Source organism: Ralstonia sp. AU12-08, assembly GCF_000442475.1.
In the GTDB taxonomy this organism is placed as follows: Bacteria; Pseudomonadota; Gammaproteobacteria; order Burkholderiales; family Burkholderiaceae; genus Ralstonia; species Ralstonia insidiosa.
In genome coordinates this window covers 1-21426 of record NZ_ASZV01000058.1, presented here as the reverse complement: position 1 = coordinate 21426, position 21426 = coordinate 1, and the positions used below count along the sequence as shown (strand labels likewise).

The 21426-nt window shown below is 59.3% G+C and carries 18 protein-coding genes and 1 pseudogene; 5 read left to right on the top strand and 14 right to left on the bottom strand.

Annotated elements, in window-relative coordinates; genetic code table 11:
- Positions 1 to 123: 123 nt before the first annotated feature.
- The 7 genes from C404_RS57590 to C404_RS57560 all read right to left on the bottom strand — a co-directional run bounded on the left by C404_RS57590 (position 124) and on the right by C404_RS57560 (position 8932).
- Positions 124 to 1008 carry a class II glutamine amidotransferase gene (locus tag C404_RS57590; protein WP_049286061.1) on the bottom strand — a complete coding sequence of 295 codons (885 nt, stop codon included), beginning with the start codon at positions 1006 to 1008 and terminating at the stop codon, positions 124 to 126.
- 115 nt (positions 1009 to 1123) lie between these two features.
- Positions 1124 to 2011, bottom strand: a complete 888-nt coding sequence (locus tag C404_RS57585) for a mechanosensitive ion channel family protein (protein WP_021197735.1) — start codon at positions 2009 to 2011, stop codon at positions 1124 to 1126.
- 238 nt (positions 2012 to 2249) lie between these two features.
- Complete coding sequence (locus C404_RS57580) at positions 2250 to 2738, bottom strand: hypothetical protein (RefSeq protein ID WP_021197734.1); 489 nt, start codon at positions 2736 to 2738, stop codon at positions 2250 to 2252.
- Entirely contained in the window at positions 2731 to 5046 is a 2316-nt protein-coding gene (locus C404_RS57575) for a hypothetical protein (protein ID WP_021197733.1), read from the bottom strand. Before C404_RS57575 ends, C404_RS57580 begins: the two co-directional genes overlap by 8 nt.
- On the bottom strand, positions 5043 to 6575 hold the full coding sequence (locus tag C404_RS57570; RefSeq protein ID WP_231973369.1) for a site-specific integrase: 1533 nt from the start codon (positions 6573 to 6575) through the stop codon (positions 5043 to 5045). The genes C404_RS57575 and C404_RS57570 overlap by 4 nt, the downstream gene beginning before the upstream one ends.
- Positions 6556 to 7794 carry a tyrosine-type recombinase/integrase gene (locus C404_RS57565; protein WP_031330269.1) on the bottom strand — a complete coding sequence of 413 codons (1239 nt, stop codon included), beginning with the start codon at positions 7792 to 7794 and terminating at the stop codon, positions 6556 to 6558. Before C404_RS57565 ends, C404_RS57570 begins: the two co-directional genes overlap by 20 nt.
- A 901-nt stretch (positions 7795 to 8695) precedes the next feature.
- A complete protein-coding gene (locus C404_RS57560) occupies positions 8696 to 8932 on the bottom strand; it encodes a helix-turn-helix domain-containing protein (RefSeq protein ID WP_021197730.1) in 237 nt (78 codons plus the stop codon).
- Positions 8933 to 10094: 1162 nt separating this feature from the next.
- On the opposite strand from C404_RS57560, the gene C404_RS57550 reads away from it, so the two are divergent.
- Positions 10095 to 10391, top strand: a complete 297-nt coding sequence (locus C404_RS57550; protein WP_021197728.1) for a hypothetical protein — start codon at positions 10095 to 10097, stop codon at positions 10389 to 10391.
- A gap of 320 nt (positions 10392 to 10711) precedes the next feature.
- On the opposite strand, the pseudogene C404_RS60775 reads toward C404_RS57550, so the two are convergent.
- The 4 genes and pseudogenes from C404_RS60775 to C404_RS0130600 all read right to left on the bottom strand — a co-directional run.
- A pseudogene (locus C404_RS60775) lies at positions 10712 to 11175 on the bottom strand (transposase); the annotation flags it as partial.
- An 83-nt stretch (positions 11176 to 11258) separates the two neighbouring features.
- Positions 11259 to 13022, bottom strand: coding sequence for a UvrD-helicase domain-containing protein (locus C404_RS57540; protein WP_021197725.1), 1764 nt, complete (start codon positions 13020 to 13022; stop codon positions 11259 to 11261).
- Positions 13019 to 14866 (bottom strand): ATP-dependent nuclease, encoded by a 1848-nt coding sequence (locus tag C404_RS57535; protein WP_021197724.1) that lies wholly within the window; start codon positions 14864 to 14866, stop codon positions 13019 to 13021. Before C404_RS57535 ends, C404_RS57540 begins: the two co-directional genes overlap by 4 nt.
- A gap of 234 nt (positions 14867 to 15100) precedes the next feature.
- A complete protein-coding gene (locus C404_RS0130600) occupies positions 15101 to 16222 on the bottom strand; it encodes a hypothetical protein (RefSeq protein WP_152524507.1) in 1122 nt (373 codons plus the stop codon).
- Between the two features lie 448 nt (positions 16223 to 16670).
- Between C404_RS0130600 and C404_RS61055 the strand changes: the two genes are divergently transcribed.
- Both C404_RS61055 and C404_RS57530 read left to right on the top strand, forming a co-directional pair.
- Positions 16671 to 17042 carry an HNH endonuclease gene (locus tag C404_RS61055; protein WP_081659383.1) on the top strand — a complete coding sequence of 124 codons (372 nt, stop codon included), beginning with the start codon at positions 16671 to 16673 and terminating at the stop codon, positions 17040 to 17042.
- Positions 16937 to 17260: a hypothetical protein gene (locus C404_RS57530; RefSeq protein ID WP_021197722.1), complete on the top strand. Its 324-nt coding sequence runs from the start codon at positions 16937 to 16939 to the stop codon at positions 17258 to 17260. Before C404_RS61055 ends, C404_RS57530 begins: the two co-directional genes overlap by 106 nt.
- 79 nt (positions 17261 to 17339) lie before the next feature.
- Here the strand turns inward: C404_RS57530 and C404_RS57525 are convergent, their stop codons facing one another.
- Both C404_RS57525 and C404_RS57520 read right to left on the bottom strand, forming a co-directional pair.
- On the bottom strand, positions 17340 to 18749 hold the full coding sequence (locus tag C404_RS57525) for a DUF2130 domain-containing protein (RefSeq protein ID WP_021197721.1): 1410 nt from the start codon (positions 18747 to 18749) through the stop codon (positions 17340 to 17342).
- Between the two features lie 233 nt (positions 18750 to 18982).
- Positions 18983 to 19387, bottom strand: a complete 405-nt coding sequence (locus tag C404_RS57520; protein WP_052027489.1) for a hypothetical protein — start codon at positions 19385 to 19387, stop codon at positions 18983 to 18985.
- 219 nt (positions 19388 to 19606) lie between these two features.
- On the opposite strand from C404_RS57520, the gene C404_RS57515 reads away from it, so the two are divergent.
- Complete coding sequence (locus C404_RS57515) at positions 19607 to 19927, top strand: hypothetical protein (RefSeq protein WP_152524506.1); 321 nt, start codon at positions 19607 to 19609, stop codon at positions 19925 to 19927.
- Positions 19928 to 19995: 68 nt separating this feature from the next.
- Positions 19996 to 20154, top strand: coding sequence for a hypothetical protein (locus tag C404_RS60355; protein WP_021197718.1), 159 nt, complete (start codon positions 19996 to 19998; stop codon positions 20152 to 20154).
- Between the two features lie 53 nt (positions 20155 to 20207).
- On the opposite strand, the gene C404_RS57510 is transcribed toward C404_RS60355, so the two are convergent.
- Positions 20208 to 21056, bottom strand: a complete 849-nt coding sequence (locus C404_RS57510; protein ID WP_064496287.1) for a hypothetical protein — start codon at positions 21054 to 21056, stop codon at positions 20208 to 20210.
- Positions 21057 to 21426: the final 370 nt, after the last annotated feature.

Here is a 21426-nt window from a genome sequence, read left to right as displayed (position 1 = left end):
TGAAAAATCGGTTCATTTACGTTACGAGACGCGGGCGCGAGGGTAACGCAAGGCTCCTGACAACGTTTTGTCAGGAGCCTTCAGTGGGAAAGGGAGGGATGGCGGGCGGAGAAGGGCGGCCGATCAGCCGGCAGCGAGCCCGTAGGAGGATTGTTGCTTGCCCGACACTTCCGATACGGGCAGTCGGGGGGTGAACCGGTGGTGCTCCACAACGCCCCCCTTGACGAAGACAAGCGTCTCTTCCGGAATTTCCTCCCAGGCGTCGGCCAAGTCGACCAAAGGTTCGGACAGCACAAGTACCGCATCGTCCCCCGCATCCGTGATCCGGGAGTTGTCCGGATAAAGCTCGTGCAGATGCCGGAACGACGTGCTGTGGAAGAGGGATCGCGAATCGCGCTCGCTGGAATAGCGTGCCGCGATGATCTGTTCACCGTCGGTCACGCAGACGGTCATGTTCAGCGGGTGCTCGATGCCGTGCCGGTGGCCGACGTGCTCGATCAGTCCCACCATCTGCTCCAGGGCGCTACGCGGCTCCCGCTGCAGCCCGAAGGTGAGCGCGAGGAAGAACATGACCTCGGAATCCGTCGACCCTTCGATCCAGCGAAACAGCTCTGGCGCGACTTCCATCATCAGGTCGCGCCGCAGCGTCGGGTAGTCGCGGATCAGCCCGTTGTGGGCAAACAGCCATCGGCCATATCGGAAGGGGTGACAGTTGGTTTCCTGCGTGGGGGTGTCCGTGGCCGCGCGCACATGGGCGACGAACAGCGGCGACCGGATGGCGCGGGCAGCTTCGCGCAGGTTTGTGTCGTTCCAGGCAGGGTGCAGGCACCGATACCGGAACGGCACCTCGGAATGGCCGCCGTACCAACCAATGCCGAATCCGTCACCGTTGGTGGTGGTATGTCCCAGACGAGATCGCAGGCTTTGGTCGATCAGCGAATGCGTTGGTCGAAACAGCACCGTCTCCATCTGAATGGGGTTGCCAGAGTAGGCCAGCCAGCGACACATGATGCGTTACCCGTAGAGGGAATATCTGGAAAATGAGTCTAGGCAATGCGGTTGGGAATGCACAGGAAAAGTGTTGCGCGTTGGCACACCCTGGGCACCCCCGCGACGCAGCGGCTTATCGCTGCGCCAAGGCCTCACCGCCGCGCGGGGTGGGCGTATTGCCGGCGTCTTGCGTTGCGTCATGCACGATATGTAGTTCGCGCATGCGGACGGGCAGGGTGCAGCGCGCGTCCTTGAGCGTCGTGCGAACTTGCTGCGCCAGCTTCCAGCGCATGTCCCAGAAGTGCTCCGTCTTGGCCCAGACACGCAAGTTCAGCACCGCCACGCTGTCGTCAAAGCGCATGACCATCGCCATGGGGGCGGGATCCGGCAGCACCAGCGGCTCGCTGGCGGCCAGCGCCTTGAGCGCCTCGATCGCACCGGCAATGTCGTCGTGCAGCGACACCTCGGTTTCCAGGTCCAGCCGGCGAGTCGGGTTGCGCGTGTAATTGCGCACCGAGTTGCTCCACAGCGCGCTGTTTGGCACGTATTCGCAAATGCCATCCGGCTTGGCCAGACGGGTCATGAACAGGCCGACTTCTTCCACAGTACCGGCCACCTGGCCACCACCGCCTTCAATGTAGTCATCCACCCGAAACGGGCGCAGCGCCAGCAGCATGATGCCCGCGGCAATGTTCTGAAGCGTGCCCTGCAAGGCCAGACCAATAGCAAGACCCGCTGCGCCCAGCACCGCAATAATGCTTGTCGTTTCAATACCGAGCCGGGACAGCGCTCCGATGACGGCCAGAATGCGGATGCCCCAGACGCTGATGTCGCAGAGGATGGGCGCAAGCGTGGCATCAAGCTTGGCCTGGCGGTTCATCAGCCGGCTCAGCCAACGGCCGGTGAGTTTTGACAGCCACCAGCCGCCGAGGAGAATCAGCAGCGCAGTACACAGGCTGATTGCGAAGCGGCTGAAGGTGCCCCAAAGGATGGGATCAAGGTAAGCGTGAAGGTTTTCCATCGTTGAATGCGTATGACATGACCTTGTGGTGGGAACCAGACTTTAGCGCTTGGTTCCCTCTGAGCTAGGCGCAGACTTGGTATGTCGGTACTTCTGTTGCGCGGGCCTTTCACTGCCTTACATTACATTTAGGGCAAGTTATCCACAGGCTCTGTTGCGTAACTGCTTCCGATCACATTGTTGCGTTTTCCAGTGTCGATCCACGCAACACCACTAGGCGCAACTAGGTGCCTCGCGGCTATGGCTCGGCGGGTGGCGGTGAGTTCGGAGGCAGGGGCTTGATGCTGGCTGCCTGGAGCGCGCCGAGGGCCTCGAGTTGTTTACGTGCGGCAGAGTAGTGCTCGTAGAAGGCGGCCCACTTGCTGAAGCCACCGAGCTCCCCCACCACCTTGATCATGGCCAGATGAGAGGACGCCAACAGCTTCACCTGGTTCTCGAGTGTAGTGATGCGCAGATCCTTGTCCGCAAGTGCTGCCGCAGTTTTCGCGACGGCCTGGTGTGATAGGCGGCGTTGCCAGCGGCGAAACTCGGCTTGGCGTTGCTGGTATTGCGTAAGCAACGCGCTGCGTGCCGGGCTGCGGGTGATCGAGGACGCGGCCTTGAGGGTAGGGTGGTGCCGGGTCACCGCTCGCGCGGTAATGTTCTCGTCGCGGGCCAGCAGTTCCTCCAGAACGCGCTGCAGGTCTGGATCGTCAAGAGCCCGTTTCTGTCTCTCGGCTTCAGTCATCGAGCACACCGCGTGGCGACGGCACTGACAGGTCTGGTCCATCAGGGAACGGACGCTCTCCGTCGGCGGTGGCCAGCAGCTTGCGCACGCCGTCCAATCTGACCCGCGCATGAGAAATCTGGTTGTCACGCCCTGGCGTTGTAGCAGGCCGCGCCTGCGCGTGCTCAAGTGCGGCTACAAGCTTGCCCTCGAGCCGAATCAGATGCGCATGGTTTTCCGGCAAGTTGGTGGCAGACAGGTGGCGACAACCTGCAAAGCATTCCAGATGCTTGGGGCACGGGTCGACCGTGAAGCTGTTTAAGCAGTGCCCATAGGGTGTCGCGTGGAAGCCATCGGCTTCGGCACGCAGATAAGCGAAGGCGGCCTCATCACCCTCGTCAGCTTGGATGCGCAGGAACGAGGCGACGATGGGGCCGCTGGCTTTGCCGCCCAAGATCATCTTGGCCACCGTGGAGGCTTTTTCCCCCAACGACAGTTCCACTTCTAGCGGCAGCTCAATCTGATCCAACTGCTCGGCCAGGCTGCGATGGTCATACTCGTAGCTCTGGGCCACGCTACGCCGATTAAAGCGCTTGGAGATGATCGTGTCGGCGACTCCGAGCCGGAACAACTCGGTGTTCTGCAAGTGCCGCAGCATGTGCGACTCGATACTCAACTGCTTGTCTTCCGGGCTTTGCCCATAGCGTCGGAACAGGGACGCCGACGTCGGGGGCTGTCCAATCGCGTTCGCCACTAGCTTTCCATCCGGCCGGTTCACTGCCATTACGCGCGTCACATCGCAGAGACCATCGGCGCGCTCCTCCACCAGCGAGCGTTTTGGCGTCAGGAACAACAACTCCCAGCTCTGCAGCGTGCCCGTCGCCAGCGGCAACGCTTCCGTATCCGAGAGCTTGGTCGGTACGGCAACACGCAGATACGCCTCGAGCTCCCCCACATGCAGGTAAGTTTGTTCCCACGCGATGCGGCGACCTGGCGGGACTACGCTGCCGTCCGGAAGCCTGAACGAGAGCGTATGGCTGCCCTGGTGCATCGTTTCCTCAAGGCGGTTCAGGTACACATATGCCGCCATATCCAGGCTGGCCCGCTGTGCGTAGCTAGCCCGTTGCTGCTCCTGGATATCCCGGAACACGGCTGCATCGAACCGGACACGATAGCGCTCCATCAATTCGGCTCGCCGATCGCTGTCCATGGCGGCCCAGAATGGATTGCCCGTCAGATGCGGATACAACTGTGTGGCGGGAACGACCTCATGCTGTGCATACCAGGGCAGTAAGCGCCCCATCTCAGTTTGCAGTCGCAGCGTTCGGCGCAATGGCTCGGTCAGATCCAAGCTGCGCTGCAGAGTCTCCGTGAGCAACTCGCGAAACATCTCAGGTACATACTGGGCCTTTTCGAACAGCACCCGGCTGTCACTCTCTTTAGTCTGTTGTTTTTCCGCGAAGTGGCGCAGCATTAAGGCATCCGCATAGCCTCCCTGTACTCCAGCGGGCCGACCTTGCCGGTCGTAGTAAACCCGGGTGCGCTGCCAGTCCGCCGGCAGCAGCACGGCCTCCCCAATACGCAGGCCCGTCACGATCATCATGCGCAGGCACAGGAAGCGTAGCGTGTCGATGTAGCTGCGCGGTGGCTCGGTCATCACGATCCGCACCAACTCCCAGAAGGCACGCCGCTCCGGCAAGCGTTCAGAGCGCTTGCGCTGCTCAAGACTGTCGCTCAACTCGTCCTGGGATTTCAGGAAGGCGGCGCGGCGGCGCGTCAAAGGGGAGCGCGGTTGAAGCACGCCGCAATACACCGGTCCCGCATCCGCGAGCTGGTGCACATCGAACAGGTTACGTAAAACGCTTTCCACCAACGCGCCCAGCTTACCGCTCGCCTGCAAGCCGCTTGCCAGCTGGATAGCACGACTGCCGTCCTCGACCGTCAATTGCCAGGGCTCCTTGTCCGACACGCATGTAGCCAGCACCCGCAAGGGGCGCACGATGCTTCCAGCGATATACCCCGTGGTGTTGCGCTTGACCAGCAAATGCTCCAAGGTTGCCGCCTTGATCAGATCCTGCCAAGCCACCGACAGAGGGGCCGCCGAGAGCGCCGGCGACTGCAAAGCCATCGTTTGCAACATCTGGGGGTCGCGGCCGAGATGGCTCAGGTAGTACTTGGGTGGTAGTACATCGCCGGCGAGTTCGTTGAGGTTCCAGGCATGCCCCTCGGTCACGCGCCCGTCCGGCTCAAGCGGCAGCAACCAACACAGACCCCGCTGTTCCGCCAGCGTGTGGCCCAAGTCCACGTAGGCACGGTAACCCGCGTTCATTTGGCCTCGCCCTCCAGTTCAGCGAGGATTGCTTGCACACCAGCAATGGCATGCTGTAATTGCAGGTAGGCGGGAGAGGATGCCTCGCCTCGCGAGGCATCATGGAAGAGGCGCACCACGCCACGCAGGCCTGCCAGCACTTCGCGATGCAGGCTAGCGTCACGCACCGGCATGAACCGATGGCAGCCATAACACGATGTAATCGGGTTAAACGGACACGCAGGTTGTCCGCTGGTGCAGCCACCAATGCCCGCAATCGGCAGCCCGTGCGGCACGCCGGCGATCTGCTGTTCGCCCTTGAGCGAACTCAATTCTTCCGAGCTGACAAAGCGCGCATGCGCAATGCGGGCCACCCGCTGATAGACCGGCGACAGCCCCATCGCGCGATTAACACGCTCGGCCTGGTTGGGTGAGCCGTCGAAGTACACCAGCCCCGTCGCCAAGTCGGCATGCCCCAGGAATGCGGCCAGCTCTTCCTGGTTAGCCCCCGCGTCCACCAGCCGTTGCGCTGCCGTGTGCCGCAGATCCGTGGCCGTGGCCCGCGCGCCGAGCAAGCGCTCCGTCAGTTCTGCAATCCGCGTCGATGCGTCCGAGGCTGAGCCCACGCAGCAGAAACGCTGGGCACCAGTATGCTGCTGGGCTCGATGCGCCTGCTCGAGTTGTGCAGGAAGTGCCGCCCACTCCCGCTTGACACGCCGTGGTAAGGGCTTGATCACCCTACTGCGCCGCTGCTTCGCCATGCGGAACGTCAAGTGCACAGAAGGAGACACATCGCTGGCATCCTGCCAGACGCGCACGTCACGCAAGGTCAGCATCGCAATCTGGATCGGTCGCATGCCAAACTGATAGGCACTCAGCAGCATCACGGCGTCGCACAGATCCGCAAGGTCTATTTCTGAGCCGGCTTGCACAGTCTGCGAGGTCTCGTCCAGGTAACGAATAATCACCGCCTCCTCCTCGACGGACAGGAAGACTTCGCCCGTGCGCACGCCAGCATATTTATCGTTAGCCGGCCAGGGCAGGGCAACGCTGACGAACTCGAGATACCCCGGGGCCCAGCCGCACAAACGATAGTGGCAGAGCATGCGCAGCAGCCCCTTGGCGAATCCGTAGGCCCTGACTGGCCTATCCAATGCCCGTAACGCCATCCATCTGGGGATGCTTCCTTCTGGCCCTACCACCAGTAAGCCCATAACCTCCGCGTGGCTAAAGTACCGGGCCCCTCCGATGTAATCGGCTACCGTCGATACGTGCAGGCTTTCGGTCAACAGATGCGCAAACAGATGGCGCAGCAGCATCCCGTAGCCACTACCATAGGCAGAGAAGTCGAGATACTCGATGCGGCCATTGGCATGAATGGGGAAGACTGTCGCGCTGGCCGGTGCTTCGATTACGCGCGTCGTGTCATCGAAGTCGTCGTAATAGCGCAGAAGGGGCGGTAGATCAGGCAGTTGCCGCACGATCTGGTCCAACCAGTCATCGGCGTCCTTCACTGTCCATTGTTGTCGGTCATCGGGTTGAACCGGCATCGCGCCCCCCGGCAGGTAGGGCGCGCAGCACCGCGACCTGATCATCGAAGACGTTGTTCCAGACCGCCGCAAGGCGGTCCTCGAACACGGCCCGCGCATAGTTTGCGGGCTGGTCGGACGTGCGAGACCAACCGAAAAAGGTGCGCATTTTTTGCAGCGCCTCATCCATCGAGTCGCCCTGGCTCAGCAATTGATTGAGCCGCACCACCGCACAGGTATGGCGCAGATCATGCGGCGTAATGCTCGTCTTTCCGGTTCGGTCCTCCAACTCCGCCAGCGCAGCGGCAGGCAAGGCCCTGGAGATGCGCGCAAAGAGCGTGGTCAGGGATTCCGTCGACAGCGGGGTATTGGTCTGCGCGTTCAGCAGATAGGGATGATCAGGCCGTCCGCGGTAATTGTCGACATAGCATTGCACCAGGCTGGAGGTCAGTTCGCTGACGGGGACCTGCCGGATCGAATCGGCGGTCTTGATACCCGGCCGGGAGTAGCGGGTATCGGTGTCGACACGCCCTTGTTCGCTGACATTGATCCAGTAGCGGCGGCGCTGCTGTCGCGCATCCAACCCGGACTTGATGGCATTCGCGTTCAACAGCAGCAATTCGCCGCGGCGCAACCCCTGGTGCAACATCAACACAAACGCGGTAAAGACGCGCCAGCGCGTGCGCACGCCCTTAAAGGGGTTCGTGCCGGATTCAGGATCCAGAAGCGCATACATCGCCTCGACGACCACGGCCGGAAGTGCACGCAGAATGTTGGTACGGAATTGGCGCTGAACCTGCAGTTGGCCGTACAGCAGGTTCAGGCGCTGCCAACGCGCATCGAGCCGCGCTAACTGGTTTTCATGCTGCGTGGCATGTCCCAGCCAGGTCGACACCATCACGACGAAGTCCAGCCCGGCACGCCAGCGCTTCTGATCTGAACCCGTGATCTGAGGCTGATTACGGATCGACACGAACCAGCCCTCAAGGATGGAGCCCAAACGCGCTTCGTCCAAGCTGAACAACGCGTCGTCCAAGGCACCAACCCCAAACAACTTGTCGGCATACGAGTACAGGCGCTCAACCGCGTACAGCTTGCCCAGGCACGTCAATTCGGCCAGATTCGCCAGCTCGAATTGAGCCCAGACGCTGGCCCAGTACCGCGGCATCCCACAGCGGTCCACCAGCATCGCACCATGCAGACGCTGCGGAATTTCCGGTTGCTGCACTTGAAGGGGCATGATGACCTACCACGCGAACAGACGGATGTGATTTAGTGCTTCGCTTTTTTTATTGCTCGAGAAAAAATTACCGCCGTTGAAATGCCTTCTATTTATTAAGTCAAATTTCTTACAGGATTCCCAATCGACTTGGCTTTTTACATGGAAATATTATCGATATTATTTAAATATAGACGCCGAATATTTCGCATTTCCAGAATTTGAATAAAATAAATATTTACGCCTTTCACTAAATAGTGGCGCCGCAAATTGGAATAAGACTGCACTCCGCTATCAAATTGAATGCGGAATGTTTCGCGTTCGATCACGCGATATCTTGACGTAATAACACGGCAAAAGAGAATTGCAAGTCGGTATATTAACTAGGCTCGCTTAGTTACAAAAAAAACTGAGCCGGCGCGATAAAAGTTGCCGGCAAATCACTTTTGTCGCGAGATGGGCGGTGCGCGGAAGCAATTCTGTGCGCAGATGATTTCCCCAGAACAGCACTGTGTAGCCAACACCCAAGTCAGATTGGTCATCGCCACTTGTGCGGATCGTGGACGCCGGCAGTTGAGAATTCCGCGACGCTGACTAGCCGAAGCCGCATCCGAGAGCTCCAACCGGGCAGGAGGCTCGCGAAGTGGTAGCAGTACTCGCTCACGAAGTGGCCAAAGGATCCTGCATTGGGTGCGTCGACAGCCATCTCACCAAGCTGACATGTGATGGAGCACGCGATAGCGCCTGAGCGGTCATGGCCAACAAGCACTGATGGCCTCGCCATCTCAATTGGCTTAGCAATACCGCGGAGTCGCCCAGTATCGACTGGTACCACTCCCAGTGGAATCAGCTGAATATGACGGTTCTGCCGGCCTCGCTTCGGGTTGCTACCCACCGACAGCGGTTGTAGACAACGACCTATCTACACCTTGCGCTTTTGCAGCAAAACAGCCGGCTCGACTCCCAGCGCCACAGCCACTCGCTCGATGTTGTAGATGGTCACATTCTTCTCAGCTCGCTCAAGCATGCCAATGTAGGTCCGATGCACGCCAGCACGCTCGGCAAGCTCTTCTTGAGAGAGTCCGATCATAAGGCGTGTGCGCCGAACGTTGTCGGCGAATATGGCAACCAGGCGGCAGTTCTCGGGGCGGACGGACATGCCGAGAATGTCCGCCGTTGCACACTATGGTTCTACATACTATGATTAGCACGTTTACCAGATCAAGCCGGACACTCGATCCCCTTGGGGGCCGGGACGTGCCAATGACAATGCCCATGCTTGCCCCAAGACCCAGAAATGCTGCTTACGGAATATGGCTTCGAAGAGCGCTCGGCGGCCCGCCAGCACCCAGCACAACGATTTCAAGCATGGCGGTACGTAGGAATTTCTACCGAATCGACCTGCTTTCTCGTCGATTCTTGCGTTGATCAGCCGGGCGTGGAGGCTACGGCCCGCGCCAAGCTGTGTGCATCGGCCAGTGAGTTGCTTGACTCATTGGACCGGCTGGGGAACGTTGAGCATCGTGTGTATTGGCTGGACTTCTCGGAAGGGAATGAGTTGTCGTGCCGCCTTATGGCCGTTGTTGCCCTTTTTCGCTATGCGACGAGCGGAGCAACATGGTTCAACTTTATGGCTCAGGATGGAACGATGCATGCTTGCGATAGTCGCCAGCCTGACCCCGACGATGATTCCGGGTGGACCATGGTGTGGGCAGCGTGGTAGGGCTGCCCGAGCTCCTCTGGGGCAATGAACACACCCCGGCGGCACGCCGATTGTGGCGAGTAGAAGCTCAAGCGCCGTCTCATGATCAGCGGCGGTTCTGCCGGAATGTCAGTTGTCGTTGAAGGTGTGTGCAATGGCGCGAAAAGTCTCAAATGCTCGCAAGGTTCCCGCGGATGCCGCATTTCGCAGAAGAAAGAAATTTGAGCGGGCGGTTCAACTGCTTGCGTCGCGGCTCGGTGCCCCACGCGTGAGTATCAGTGGCACTCCGACATTCTTTTTTCGATCGCGTTGCACAACCGTGCTCAAGCGGGTTAGAGCGGGCAGGATTGAAGTGATGATCCAGAACGGTGAACCTTTTGTCATCCTCAGTTTGAAGCGCCTCGGTGCATTGGACGCCCACCCCGAAATCAACGCGCGGTGAGCCCGTTTTGAAGGGGGTAGGAGAGCGAGGAGCATCATGTCCATCTAAGTTTTAGGTGGACACGGACATGTCAGGTCAGTCGGGGCTGACGTGACGTTATCGGCCGGCCGCATCAGCGTTCGCTGAACCGCCTTTCGAACTGATGGCGGGAAAACATATGCAGGAGAAGTCCTTGCCATGCAGGCAGATTTGGAAGTGCTGCACAATTTGAAAATTGCGCGAGTGTCTACTGATAACACCCACTACGTTCGCCTAGTTGATATCCCTCAGCCATTTCGTGCGGAGTTTCGCGCGTGGATGAGCTTAGGGCAGTGCCCTGTAATCGAGGGCGAAGATTGGTGCGGTTGTATGTACCAACATGACTTCGAAGGCTACCGCCAGGAGCGGCTAAAGGGCGTCTACCGTAAGTGGCAGGGCGCTGCACCGTGGGAGTTGCCGCACTATGCGCCGCCGGCGAACGGCGATCAGAGGTAAACGACCGACGAACAGGCCTTCACGGTTGCGGCTTTGAATGATGACACCACAGTGGCCTTGACCTTTGTCAGCGCTGTGTGTGGGTACCGCAGGGGAGTGGTATTCGATCGGCTTCGTAGGAGGCAGCCAGGCTGGCAAAAGTGTCTAGGGAGTGGCGCACGATGAAGCTTCTCATCCTGAGCGACCTTCACCTTGAATTCTCATCGCTCGACATCGATACGGGCCGGCATAGATGTCATTGTGCTCGCCGGCGACATTCACCTGGGCACCAGAGGTGTTCCGTGGATTGAAGCTCAGAGCCATGGCTTGCCTGTCATCTAGCCATAGCGACCGTACTCGGCCGCCAGCGCAACGATGGCCTGCGTGAGTGCGTCCTCGTCGGCGCGCACCGTCGCCACATAGCGCTGTACGGCCCGGGACTGGCCCACGACGCGGCAGGCTTTGCGCTCCGAGACCTCGAACCGCTCCTGCAGCATGCACACGGCGCGCCGGCGTCGCTCGGGGCTCACCAGTTTCCCGAAGCGACCTCCTTGAGCATCGCCTTCTCCAGCGACAGGTCGGCAACCAGCCTGCGCAGCCGGGCGTTCTCGCGCTCAAGCTCCTTGAAGCGTTTGGCTTGGTCGTGCTGCAGGCCGCCGTACTCCTTGCGCCAACGGTAATAGCTCTGCTCGGAAATGCCGGCCTCCTTGCAGGCCAGTTGAGCGGTCTTGCCACTGCCCATCGCGACTTCGATGAGGCGCAGCTTCGCGATGATTTGTTCGGGGGTAAAGCTCTTGCGAGGCATCTTGGGTTGCTCCTTGCCAGGGTTGAATTCTCTCTTTCAACCTGGACTCGAAACAACCGGTCACGTCAGTCGGGAGCGGCGGCTTAATCAGAGGTTTGATTTGTGCGAGAGATGTCGGGCGTTGTGGCGATGCCTACTTCTTTGAAGCCCCTGGCCAGCAGCGTTGGCCTAAGTTCCTTAAGGGCACTGTCGGGCACAGCCACCCACAGAAGATCTCGGGCGCGGGTCGCCGCGACATAGCCGATGCGGCCGACCTCCGTGCTGACACCATCCAGTAGTGCCAGCGCATGCTCCTTAAGGGTGATGTACAGCACGGCGTCCAGACTTTCCCCCTTGGCCTTGTGAACGGTGTCGACCCGCAAGCGCGTGGCATCGCTATAGGCCAGGTCCTCGACACTTGAGAGCGGCGCGTTCGGCAGAGCCTTCTTGGACAGCTTTCGGCCGATGTTGTCGGTCGGCTTAAGGCCGAACTTTGACTCAAGGCTGGCCAGCAAGACCTTGATGCGGCTCAGCAGCAAGGAGTGCCACTGCGTATCGGCGACCAGCGATGAGGCAGGGAGACCAGTGGCCGCATCGCGCGTAAATGCCCAGATTGCCTTGCGGAGTTCCCGATTCACCGCATCACTGCCGGACTGTGTGATTTGACTGACCAGGCCATGGGGCGCGTTGTCTAGCAGCGCGACCACAGCGACGGCTACGCGCTGAAACGCCGTCAGGAAGTCTTTCCGCCGGTCGCGCAGCACCGCAGCAGCCGCGAAAGCCTTGACCAGGCCTTGGCCGGCGGGCGTCTCGTCGCCGCGCAGTGTATCGGCGAGACCTCTTCCCCGGCAGAGGACGGCTGAGCGCGTGATCTTCGCGCCAACGGCGGACATCGCGCTCTGAAACGCGGTGACGAGTTGTGGGTGCTGGTTCCGCTTATAGCCTGTGAAGAAGGCGCCGTTCGGCGTGCTGGGTGCAGCTCGCTCCGCGACATCGCTGCGACCACACAGACCGTTGGCAAGAGCCACTATGCTGGGGGTCGATCGAAAGTTCCGTTGAAGTGAGTGCTGCTTGACACCGGTGCGTTGGTGGTAGTCGATCAGAAACTTACCGTCTGCGCCCGCGAACTCGTAGATGCCTTGGTTGGGATCGCCGATGAGCGTTACACACGAGCCAGCCCCGATGAGCAGCTCCAGGATGGCTTGGTGCACCGATCCAATGTCCTGCGCCTCGTCGATCAGGATGTGCGGGTATCGGCGGGCCAAGGCTGCGAGGAGCTGGGGGTGCTCCTTCAGTGCCCGGTATGCCCAATACCGTCCCAGGTCATGTGTGTAGGCACCAGTGCGGCCCAGCTTCGCAATGAGATTGCGCGCTGTGGACGTGTCCACCAGCTCGATCTGTTCGTTGAAGACGTGAAAGAACACTTCGTCGCCCTTCACGAATGCCAGGTGCAGCGCCGTGATCGGCTGGGGAAAAGACGATGTCGAGAACTTGAAACCCTCCAGAAACGATTCGCTGCCCGTCACCAGGAATGCCGTCCGTGCGGACTTCATAGTTCGATGGCCGTGAGGGCGGATGATATTGGTAGTGAGGAAACCATCCAGTGTGTCGATGTCGACCATCGACCTGCGGGCGCTGGACGGCAGGCTGCTCGCGAGGTTGTCATAGGCTTTGCGGAAGGTGTCGACGGCCACGTTGGAGAAAGACAGCAGCGCCACGCGGCCGCGTGCCTCGCCAAGATTGCGGCGCATTCGCACGAGGCGGTGCACGGCCGTCTTGGTCTTACCGCTGCCGGCGCAGGCTATGACGCACAGCGGCACCATCGGCGCGTCGACGACATCCTGCTGCTCTGGTGTCAGCCCGCTCATGGTTTGGGAGCCTCCTCCGTTCTGCAAGCGTGTTGGATGGCGGCCTTGATGTAGGTCGGTACGATGAAGGACACCTTGTCGTCTGAAATGACCTGGGCCAGCGACTGGGCGAAGCTGCCTTTCTGGACGTTGTTCTTCCGGCGTTCGAACATACCGCGAAACAGTGCCTTGGCCTTAGCAGCGTCGCCAACCTCTGCATCGACGGTGGCAGTCAACGACTTGGCGATCTTCGGGTGCAACTCGGCCAACGCCTTGAGCATCGCTGTGCGGTTGTCCGATTCTAGGGCTAGGTCGTACTCGAAGGTTTTGAGGCCATGGAACACCTTGACGTGCGTGTCCTCACGGCCCTTCATTTTGGCGGTGTTGGCCGACACGGTGATGACATCGCCGGGCGCTGGATACACCGGCTCAGGGTCATCGTCGTCGCCTTCGTCTACTGATTCGTCAGCGGCTGCGCCGGCCGGCGATGACTGGTGTGTGCCTTCCACGGCCACCGCTCCCGCCACAGCTGGTGGTCCATCCTCGGACGGCACCGGGTCGGCGTCGGTAAGGATCGCCACTGGAATCTTCAGCGCCTTGTCCCCAAAGAGGGGAAGGAACGAGTCGAAGTTCAAACCTTCGACGCTGATGAGGCTCACACCATGCTGGCGGAGGTCGCAGCCGATGCGCTTGGCCAGCGCGTTGACCATCATCAACTCAGCCGCGCCCTCGACGAAGATCACGCGGCGGGCAAAGAATAGTTCGGCGCGCGTGACGTCGAGGTAGCGCTCCAGCTTCTCGCGCTTACCCTTCTCGAAGACGACGCTGCGCGGGAGGAAGGTCTCGACCGCGGTACCAGTGTCGACCAGGCATACCAGGCTGTTCAGGTCAGCGATGCTAGCAAAGTTCGGCGAATGGCTAGTCACAAAGAGTTGGACGGGCTTCTCGCCTTTGACGGCCTGGATCGACTGTAGGTATTGCAACAGTACGGCTTGAAGTTGGGGATGCAGATGCGCCTCGGGCTCCTCGACGATCAGGCCCCGATAGCAAGAGTCGGGGTTCTTGGTCAACTCGCTCAGCACGACTGCCATATAGATCAGGTTATTGAAGCCCAGCCCGTTCTGCTCAATCTCGAAGGCATCCACCAGCAGCGACAACCGGGACTTCAGGCTCTTAAAGTCGCTAGCGCTCAGGCCGACCTCCAGCAGCTGCGCGAGTTGCGGGCCTAGCATCGTTTTGTGTCGGGTGTTGATGGCCTCATGCGTGTTGACAATGGGAAGGTGCGCCTTCAGTTTGCTGTCGAGTTCCTGCAGCGCTTTGTTGATGCCGTCAATGCCGGTCTCGTCTGCCAACAGTTGTAGCAGCCGCGCAAGCTGGCTGGTCCGGCCCGGCTTCAGGCCTTGCGAGGCATCGCGTAGCGGTGGCAGGTACACGCCCCGCAAGTTTTCCATCATGTCCGACGTCAAGCCCACGTCTTCGTGCTCTCCGCACCATCGCTTGGCGCGCAGGCGGCCAGCTTTGTCTGCGTCTGAGTAGCGAACCTTAATGTGCGCCTCCAGACTGCCGGCCGCGCCCGGCACCAGCGCGGCTAGGAAGTCCGCTTCGTCGTCGAGGCTCAGCCCACTGAACACGTATTCGAACACGATGTCACCGGACGGCGCGCCATCACGGGGGCGGTGCACATCTTCTTCGCCGAGGCGCGGGTAGGGGTCGTCATGCCCGGCCAGCAGCGCCCGCAAGGCGTCAACCACTGCCGTTTTACCGACGTTGTTGCCGCCGACCAAAACATTCAGACCGGCTTGGAATGACAACTCCGCGAACTTCAGCTTGCGGAAGTTCTTGATGACGAGTTTTGATAGGTGCATTTTTCCCCTTGTCGTGCCTCTTATTCTGATTGGCCGCCGCTAACCGCCGAGCTCAAATTCTCTTGGCCCATCGGGCGTTGACGTCCATATAGCGAACTTTCGCTTTTGGCCGATAGCAACTGGCAGAGACCTGATCTGTCATCGGCCACTTCCGCCCCTAAGTTGCCGCTCTGCGGATGATGTCCAACGCGGCTGTTCGCCCCCAAGTCTCTACTGTGGCTCGCTTGACCGGCATCAATGCGACGGACGAAGAGCAGCTAAGGCGTCTTTGACGTTAGAAACAACCTGACAGCCATAGCGTTTGTCTAGCGCTATGTGGCCAGCCGTCACAGCCGATTTCAATCCGCGCTCGGTGAGAAATACATCACAGTATCCCAATGCCGCAGCAGCATGGTGAAAGTCGGGAAAATCATTTGCTTCAAGCTGCTGCGCCTTGTTCCATCGAACTGCCGCGTGAAGACAAGTGTTGATATGCAAGGTGCGAAGCGCATTCTTAACTTCATTGCTCTTGAAGCTTTCAGAGAGAAAGGCGTGCCACCGCCGGACAAGATCGTCCCACTCACGGCCCTCATACGGCATCGGGTTCCCAGTAGCAAGTTCCGCCATATCAGAAACGATGCCGGCCGCGATCGGAGCAATCAAAGTGGCGATACCTCGAAGCTCAATGGCGTATGTGTGTTCAAAGCTTTTCAATTCATGGGCGTGCTCCGCATTGCCCGCATTCAATTGCTCGGCGAGCCTATCGAAGGCCGTGTCGGGTGGCGTGGAATCTCCGATTAGCCGCACAATCTCCGACAGGGGCGTTATCCACATGTGATCGAAAAACGCTTTCTGTAGCGCCAGTTCCCGCGCCGCATCGAATCCTGTTTGAGTGGGATGAATCTGACCGAGTACATAGCTCAGTTTCGACCACACAGCGCGGCGAATCGGGACAAGATCCTGCTTCTCACCTTTCGATTGGATGAAGTGCTCCAGTTCCAATGCGAGCCGTTCGTCATATGCGACAAGCGAGACTCCCAGGCTCAGTTCATCGATCAATTGCGCGGTTGCGGCTCTCGTTTCCGCATCTTCCTGTTTGAAGAGTTCCATGAAGGTGCTTTCACTGATGGGGCAGAAAGCGATACCCGACGCCACCTGTTCTTTTAGAAGTGCCAGTAGAGCAACCTCATCAGGAGTTGTTCTCCTGTTTGCTGCGACATCCCTGAGAATGATCCAGAATTTTTGGTCGAGGTAGATGGCCCTGCGCGCCTGCAGCGCGTCTCCAAGCTCCCGCTTCCGACGCCGCACATGCTCGCCCAGTGATACATCCGGCGATTCCAAATGCCTGCGAATTCCATATGAATCGTTATTACTCACGTTGAGTGACGTTCCGTAGGTTCGATCGGATTGGTGACGCGTCAGGATACCGTTCGCCAGCAATATTGGCCGCAAGATGAAGGCCCCAAGCGAACCTAATCGTCAGCTCGTTGCTGTAAAGCGATCGACCACGACGCCGAAGCAATGGACTACTTCTGGTCGAAAGCGGTTGGTAATTGCACTACCCCGCGACCTGCGGCCGCCTTGTCTTCTGCAATACAGGCAAGTTCCCGCCCTGCGGTTTGGACTAGAACCCAAGAGGTGCCGTTCAAGTGATAATCCAGGGAGAGAATTGATGGCCTTGGTATAAGAGGGCAAAGGAAGCACGTGGTTGGCTCACTGCGGGCAACACGAATGGGGATAGGGCTGGATCAGCGAGGTGTAGAAGCTACCGACGTTCCGCAAGCGCCGGAAGACGAGCTTTTCGGGTTTTTGTTGGGCAGAATAGATGCGTCGTTGCGATTTGGGGAGGGTCACTTCCGACGAAATAGAGGGGCTCAAGTCGCTCAAGAAGCGAGTTGTCGAACGGCTAGAGCGCAAGCATCACCGGGCCTGTGCATACTGCAGGCGCCCCGTCGGGCACTATGGATACGGCTGGAATATCGAGCACGTCTATCCGAAAGCGAGCTTCCCGGAGGATACTTTTTCTTTACGGAACTTCACGATTGCGTGTGTTGATTGCAATCGATGGAAGGCCGCACGCGGCGATCATCAATGCTTGCCCAAGGACTCACCATTATCGAACCCGTGGCGAATGGATTCCGCTACGGCGATCACATCAACCTTGTGCATATTGCGACCGAGGATATCTGCCTCGTGAAGTACCGGCCAATAAGCGCAGAAGGTACGCAAACATATGCAAAGCTGCAGTTTGAAGACATCGAGCGGTCGACGATCATGGATAGCGTTAACGACGACCTTGCGGCGCTCCATAGACGGATGAACGACCTACTTGCGAAAGTGCAGAGCGACGATTCTCAGAAAGACGTCGCTCGGTTGCTTGGCAAGCTGAAATCGAAGATCTATCGCGTCGACTGACTGTTCTGCGGCAGAAATTGCCTGCACTCACGCTACCGAGTTACATCGCGAAAGACAAATCTCCGGCATGACGAACGACTCACCCTGCGTCGGATGCATCCTGCTTCTTGAGCTCGGTGAATTTGGCCGCCATCGTGGGGTTGCCGCGAGTCAGTCTCTTGATCGTCACGTCCTGCGCCTTGTCGTTCGCTAGACGGAGGTTTCGATCTGTTCCGAGGAGGGCCTCTTTCGTCTTCTGCAGGTGGTCGATGGACTTGTCGATTTCGTCGATCGCTGTCTGGAAGCGCCTGGAGGCAAGATCGTAGTTCTTCGCGAATGCGGTCTTGAACGTCTCAAGCTCAGTCTCGAAGTTGGTGATATCGATGTTCTGCGCCTTAACAAGGGCCAGCTCAGACTTGTACTTGAGCGAGTTCATTGCTGCATTGCGCAGCAGCGAGATGATGGGGATGAAGAACTGCGGTCGTACGACGTACATCTTCGGGTAGCGATGGAACACGTCAACGATCCCGGAGTTGTAGAGTTCGCTGTCGGGTTCGAGCAGAGAGACCAGCACGGCATACTCGCATCCCTTCTCTGCGCGATCCTTGTCGAGCTCCTTCAGGAAGTCCTCGTTCTTGCCCTTCGTCGCGGTGCGGTCGTTCTCGTTCTTCATTTCGAACATGATCGACACGATCTCAGTGCCAGCCTCATCCGTGTCGCGGAAAACGTAATCCCCCTTACTGCCGGTCCGAGCGTCGTTGTCTTTCTCGAAATACGCCCGTGGAAACGCCGTTGCTCGAATGCGGTTGAACTCGGTTTCGCAGTGCTGCTCGAGGGTTTCGCCCACCATCTTGGTCGACAGTCGAGCCTTCATATCCCGGAGCCGCTCGATCGCGTCATCGCGATCCTTGAGCTGCGTCTCGTACTTGTCTTTGAGTGAATTCTCCGCGAGCTGCTTTTCAAGCTCTACCCGTTCGAGGCCGCTCTTCAGTTCATTGCGCTCCTTCTCAACCACACTGACGGCCTCGGCAATCGCAAGCTTCTGTGCAACCTCACCGGCATTGAGCTTTGATTTGAGATCCTGGATTTCCGCATCCTTCGCAGCTGCGGCCTTTTGCAGCTCGTTCACCAGCTTCGCCTCGGCGAGCTGGGCGGCGTTGAGCTTGTCCTGCCTGGCCTGCTCAAGCTCATTGGCCAAGGCGTCGCGCTCCTTTTCCACGACACTCAGGGCCTCGGTTACGGCGAGTTTTCGCGCAACCTCACCGGCATCAAGCTTGGCCCTCAGGTCCTGGATCTCAACGTCCTTGGCTGCGGCAGCCTTCTGCAACTCACTGGTGATCTTGGTCTCGGCGAGCTCGACGGCATTGCGCTTGTCCTGCTCCGCGAGCTCAAGCCGGTCGTGCAACTGCTGCTCGAACTCGCTGTCGCGAACCTGCTTGAGGATATCTGCGTACCCGGCCTCGTCGATCTTGAACGCTTTCCCGCAGTGCGGGCAGATGATGTCATGCATGTTTGGATTCCCTCGCTTTCAAGATAGCGCCGCCGCGGCCGCCCATATGTCGGGCCGCCGATTTCACGCTCTATTCGTGTCGGTGTCGCCGTACGGTACCCGATGGCAGTCCCGTTGGCCCACCCATCGATACCTCGCCACCGTAGAGCAAGCGTCATTCATCGGAACCGCTTCAGCGTGTCGGAACGCCGGTTGGCTACCGTCGGGACGTGGTGGCGCTGCGGTATATCACGCTAGTCCACCCAGGCCGCATCGACCTCTCGCAACAGGTGGCCTGCCAGAACGTAGTCTCCGAGCCTTGTCGCCTTGGCTTCTAAATTCTCTAACTCGTCTGCAGGCAATCGGCCCAGATCAAACTGACAGTAAAGGTTGCGTTGCCTGAACGTTGCCTTTGGCCGCGCCAGTCCCGCAACCAGCGCTGCAGGCGATTCGACGGCGATGCTCTCGTGACCGCGGTACTCCACGCGGATGCCAGCTGCTCGTCCGACGCGGCCAAGTTCCACAGCATCCTGCCAGCCCGACTCATAGTCCAACTCGAGGACCGCGACTTCGCCTGACTTCAGCAGCCGCAGCGCTTCCGCTCTGGTGCAGGCGCGTGCCGTTGCCGTACGGTCGTTCCCCGAAATTCGCGAGGGCATGCGTACCACCTGTCCTGCTTGCATCATCTTGGTCTGAGCGAACCTCATTGGTTGCCCCCTGCTTAACTTAGTTGACTTGGCCGCGCCCGGCTACTCTCCAAACGGACGCCAACCAGCACTTGCCCGGCCTTGCTGGAGGCGTAACCGCCACTTTGACGCGGAGCTTATTGACGGATCGCTGACGACCTCCGATACTGTATAAATATACAGCATTCAATCATGGCAGCGCGTGACTTTCCAGCACCGACAACCCGGCGCAACAAGCTTTCTTCCGGTGAGCTCCGAGCACTATGGCAGCGCAATCCCACGCCAGAGGTGCGCGAACTGCTCTGGGAGATTTACCGCTTGCAGGACGTGGCCCGGCAAGCGCAGAGCGTAGTGACTCTGGCCCGCATGTGGGACATCGACAAACCGTTTCTTGCGCGCCTGGACGCGCTCGATGCCGCGTTGTTTGCGGAGCCGTGTTTGTGGGAGCGACCGCTTGCCTGGTCCACTGATGAAGAGCAAGCGCTGAAGCGGCTGTCGCGGAGCCGACGATAGTCCCCGCATGGAGCCATCGAACGTCGTTCCCATTGCGGCGTCGCTTTCCTGCCCTGAGTCGAAAGCGCTTGCATCAAATCCAGCAAGACTACGGCCATGATCCGGTTGTGCGCCGGCTCCTGTGGGAAGTCAAATGCCTGCACGTCATCGCTATGCGTGCGCGGCAGTTGGAGCAGGCCATGGGGCCGGGAGAAGGAACCACCGACACCGGCTTCATCCTTGGGTGAATCCACTGTCATTCGGGTTGTGAGGGGCACGGCGGACGGACCAGCCGACCCCTTCAATCTGCGGTTTCTACCACCGCACCTGAACTCGATGTGGTGATGGTCGGAGGAATCTGGCACACATCGGGCATCCTCGCCCCCTCTCTTGTGTGCAACGCCTCTCCGCTCCAGTCCTGCAGAGCCTTGGCGAACACGAATGAGGTCTGCTCCAGCTTTCGGCCAAATGCGTCTTCGAAGGCGACGCGAATCAAAAATGGCAGAGTTCGTGTCGAGGTGTACCCGGGTCCAGTGCGTTGGACAAAGACGTCGTGAACGTCCAGCGTTGCTCCAAAAATGCACGCGTTGGGGTTCGCTCGGCGGAGGTCGGGGTGGAGCTTGTATGCGTCCGATAGAGCAATCAAAGGCTGGTCGTAGCTCTTTGTTCCCTCAAGCGACACTGCGTCGCCGATCGCCCGCATCGTCCTGCTCACCTTGAGCTTGCGGTAGGGTTTCAGCGATTGGTAGGTCTTTCCTGTGGTGGGATCCAGCACCGAGAGCTTGACCCATGCAGCAGGCATGTGCGTAGAGCTCTTTATCGTGAGCGTTAGATAAGGCTCATCCTCACCCAGCCAATTGCGCCACTCCGCGGCAGTCACCTCTAGCTTTGTGGGGTTCTGAATCTGCAGGAGGACGCGTTGTGTCTGCGCGAACTTCTCCTGCTCCGTCGTCCGAGGCCCATAGTGCACGATCGTGGAGGTGTTGTTTACGGTCTCCTGCTGAGTCGTGTAGATGTTCCCGCTATTACTGTTGACAGCGACTGCGCCTCGGCCTTTCGAAGTGATGGAAGGAAGTGGTACTTCAGCGTGCCCCCAAGACGGTGTGAAAGCGAGAAGAGTTGCTAGAACTCCGATAGGAAGGCACTTCATTTGGCCTCCGTAGGGGACTTAGTTGCTTCGCTGGCCGACGCCGTCGAGCGGCTGGCTTCTCCGGTCGAAATGGTCCCGCTGTTAGTCATGACCGCGACACTCCCGGGGCCTGTCGCGGTTACTGTTTGCGTCGGGCGCTCCCAACGCCAGACCGCAAGTCCAACCACGATCGCAACTGCAGCGATCCACAAATATGGGGCAGGCCCTTTGATGAGTAGATCGAGCCAGCGAATTGTGAAAACCCCGTTACCGCTGTGCTTCGATGTTGTTTTGCGGTTCTTGTTTGCAGCCAAACCTTTTTCCCTATATCACTCGAATGTGAGTGATGAGGATATCTAGATTGCTGCGCCCCGCAATTGCCCCTTAGAGG

What these genes read in the sequence shown, in the direction of transcription:
- C404_RS57580 (WP_021197734.1), bottom strand. Translation starts at nt 2,738, where the DNA reads ATGACTGAAGCCGAGAGACAGAAACGGGCTCTTGACGATCCAGACCTG.
- C404_RS57515 (WP_152524506.1), top strand. Translation starts at nt 19,607, where the DNA reads ATGGCAGCGCGTGACTTTCCAGCACCGACAACCCGGCGCAACAAGCTT.
- C404_RS57510 (WP_064496287.1), bottom strand. Translation starts at nt 21,056, where the DNA reads ATGAAGTGCCTTCCTATCGGAGTTCTAGCAACTCTTCTCGCTTTCACA.
- C404_RS57530 (WP_021197722.1), top strand. Translation starts at nt 16,937, where the DNA reads ATGCTTGCCCAAGGACTCACCATTATCGAACCCGTGGCGAATGGATTC.
- C404_RS57550 (WP_021197728.1), top strand. Translation starts at nt 10,095, where the DNA reads ATGCAGGCAGATTTGGAAGTGCTGCACAATTTGAAAATTGCGCGAGTG.
- C404_RS57565 (WP_031330269.1), bottom strand. Translation starts at nt 7,794, where the DNA reads ATGCCCCTTCAAGTGCAGCAACCGGAAATTCCGCAGCGTCTGCATGGT.
- C404_RS57540 (WP_021197725.1), bottom strand. Translation starts at nt 13,022, where the DNA reads ATGAGCGGGCTGACACCAGAGCAGCAGGATGTCGTCGACGCGCCGATG.
- C404_RS57570 (WP_231973369.1), bottom strand. Translation starts at nt 6,575, where the DNA reads ATGCCGGTTCAACCCGATGACCGACAACAATGGACAGTGAAGGACGCC.
- C404_RS57535 (WP_021197724.1), bottom strand. Translation starts at nt 14,866, where the DNA reads ATGCACCTATCAAAACTCGTCATCAAGAACTTCCGCAAGCTGAAGTTC.
- C404_RS57585 (WP_021197735.1), bottom strand. Translation starts at nt 2,011, where the DNA reads ATGGAAAACCTTCACGCTTACCTTGATCCCATCCTTTGGGGCACCTTC.
- C404_RS57525 (WP_021197721.1), bottom strand. Translation starts at nt 18,749, where the DNA reads ATGCATGACATCATCTGCCCGCACTGCGGGAAAGCGTTCAAGATCGAC.
- C404_RS57575 (WP_021197733.1), bottom strand. Translation starts at nt 5,046, where the DNA reads ATGAACGCGGGTTACCGTGCCTACGTGGACTTGGGCCACACGCTGGCG.
- C404_RS57520 (WP_052027489.1), bottom strand. Translation starts at nt 19,387, where the DNA reads ATGCCCTCGCGAATTTCGGGGAACGACCGTACGGCAACGGCACGCGCC.
- C404_RS57590 (WP_049286061.1), bottom strand. Translation starts at nt 1,008, where the DNA reads ATGTGTCGCTGGCTGGCCTACTCTGGCAACCCCATTCAGATGGAGACG.
- C404_RS61055 (WP_081659383.1), top strand. Translation starts at nt 16,671, where the DNA reads ATGCGTCGTTGCGATTTGGGGAGGGTCACTTCCGACGAAATAGAGGGG.
- C404_RS57560 (WP_021197730.1), bottom strand. Translation starts at nt 8,932, where the DNA reads ATGTCCGTCCGCCCCGAGAACTGCCGCCTGGTTGCCATATTCGCCGAC.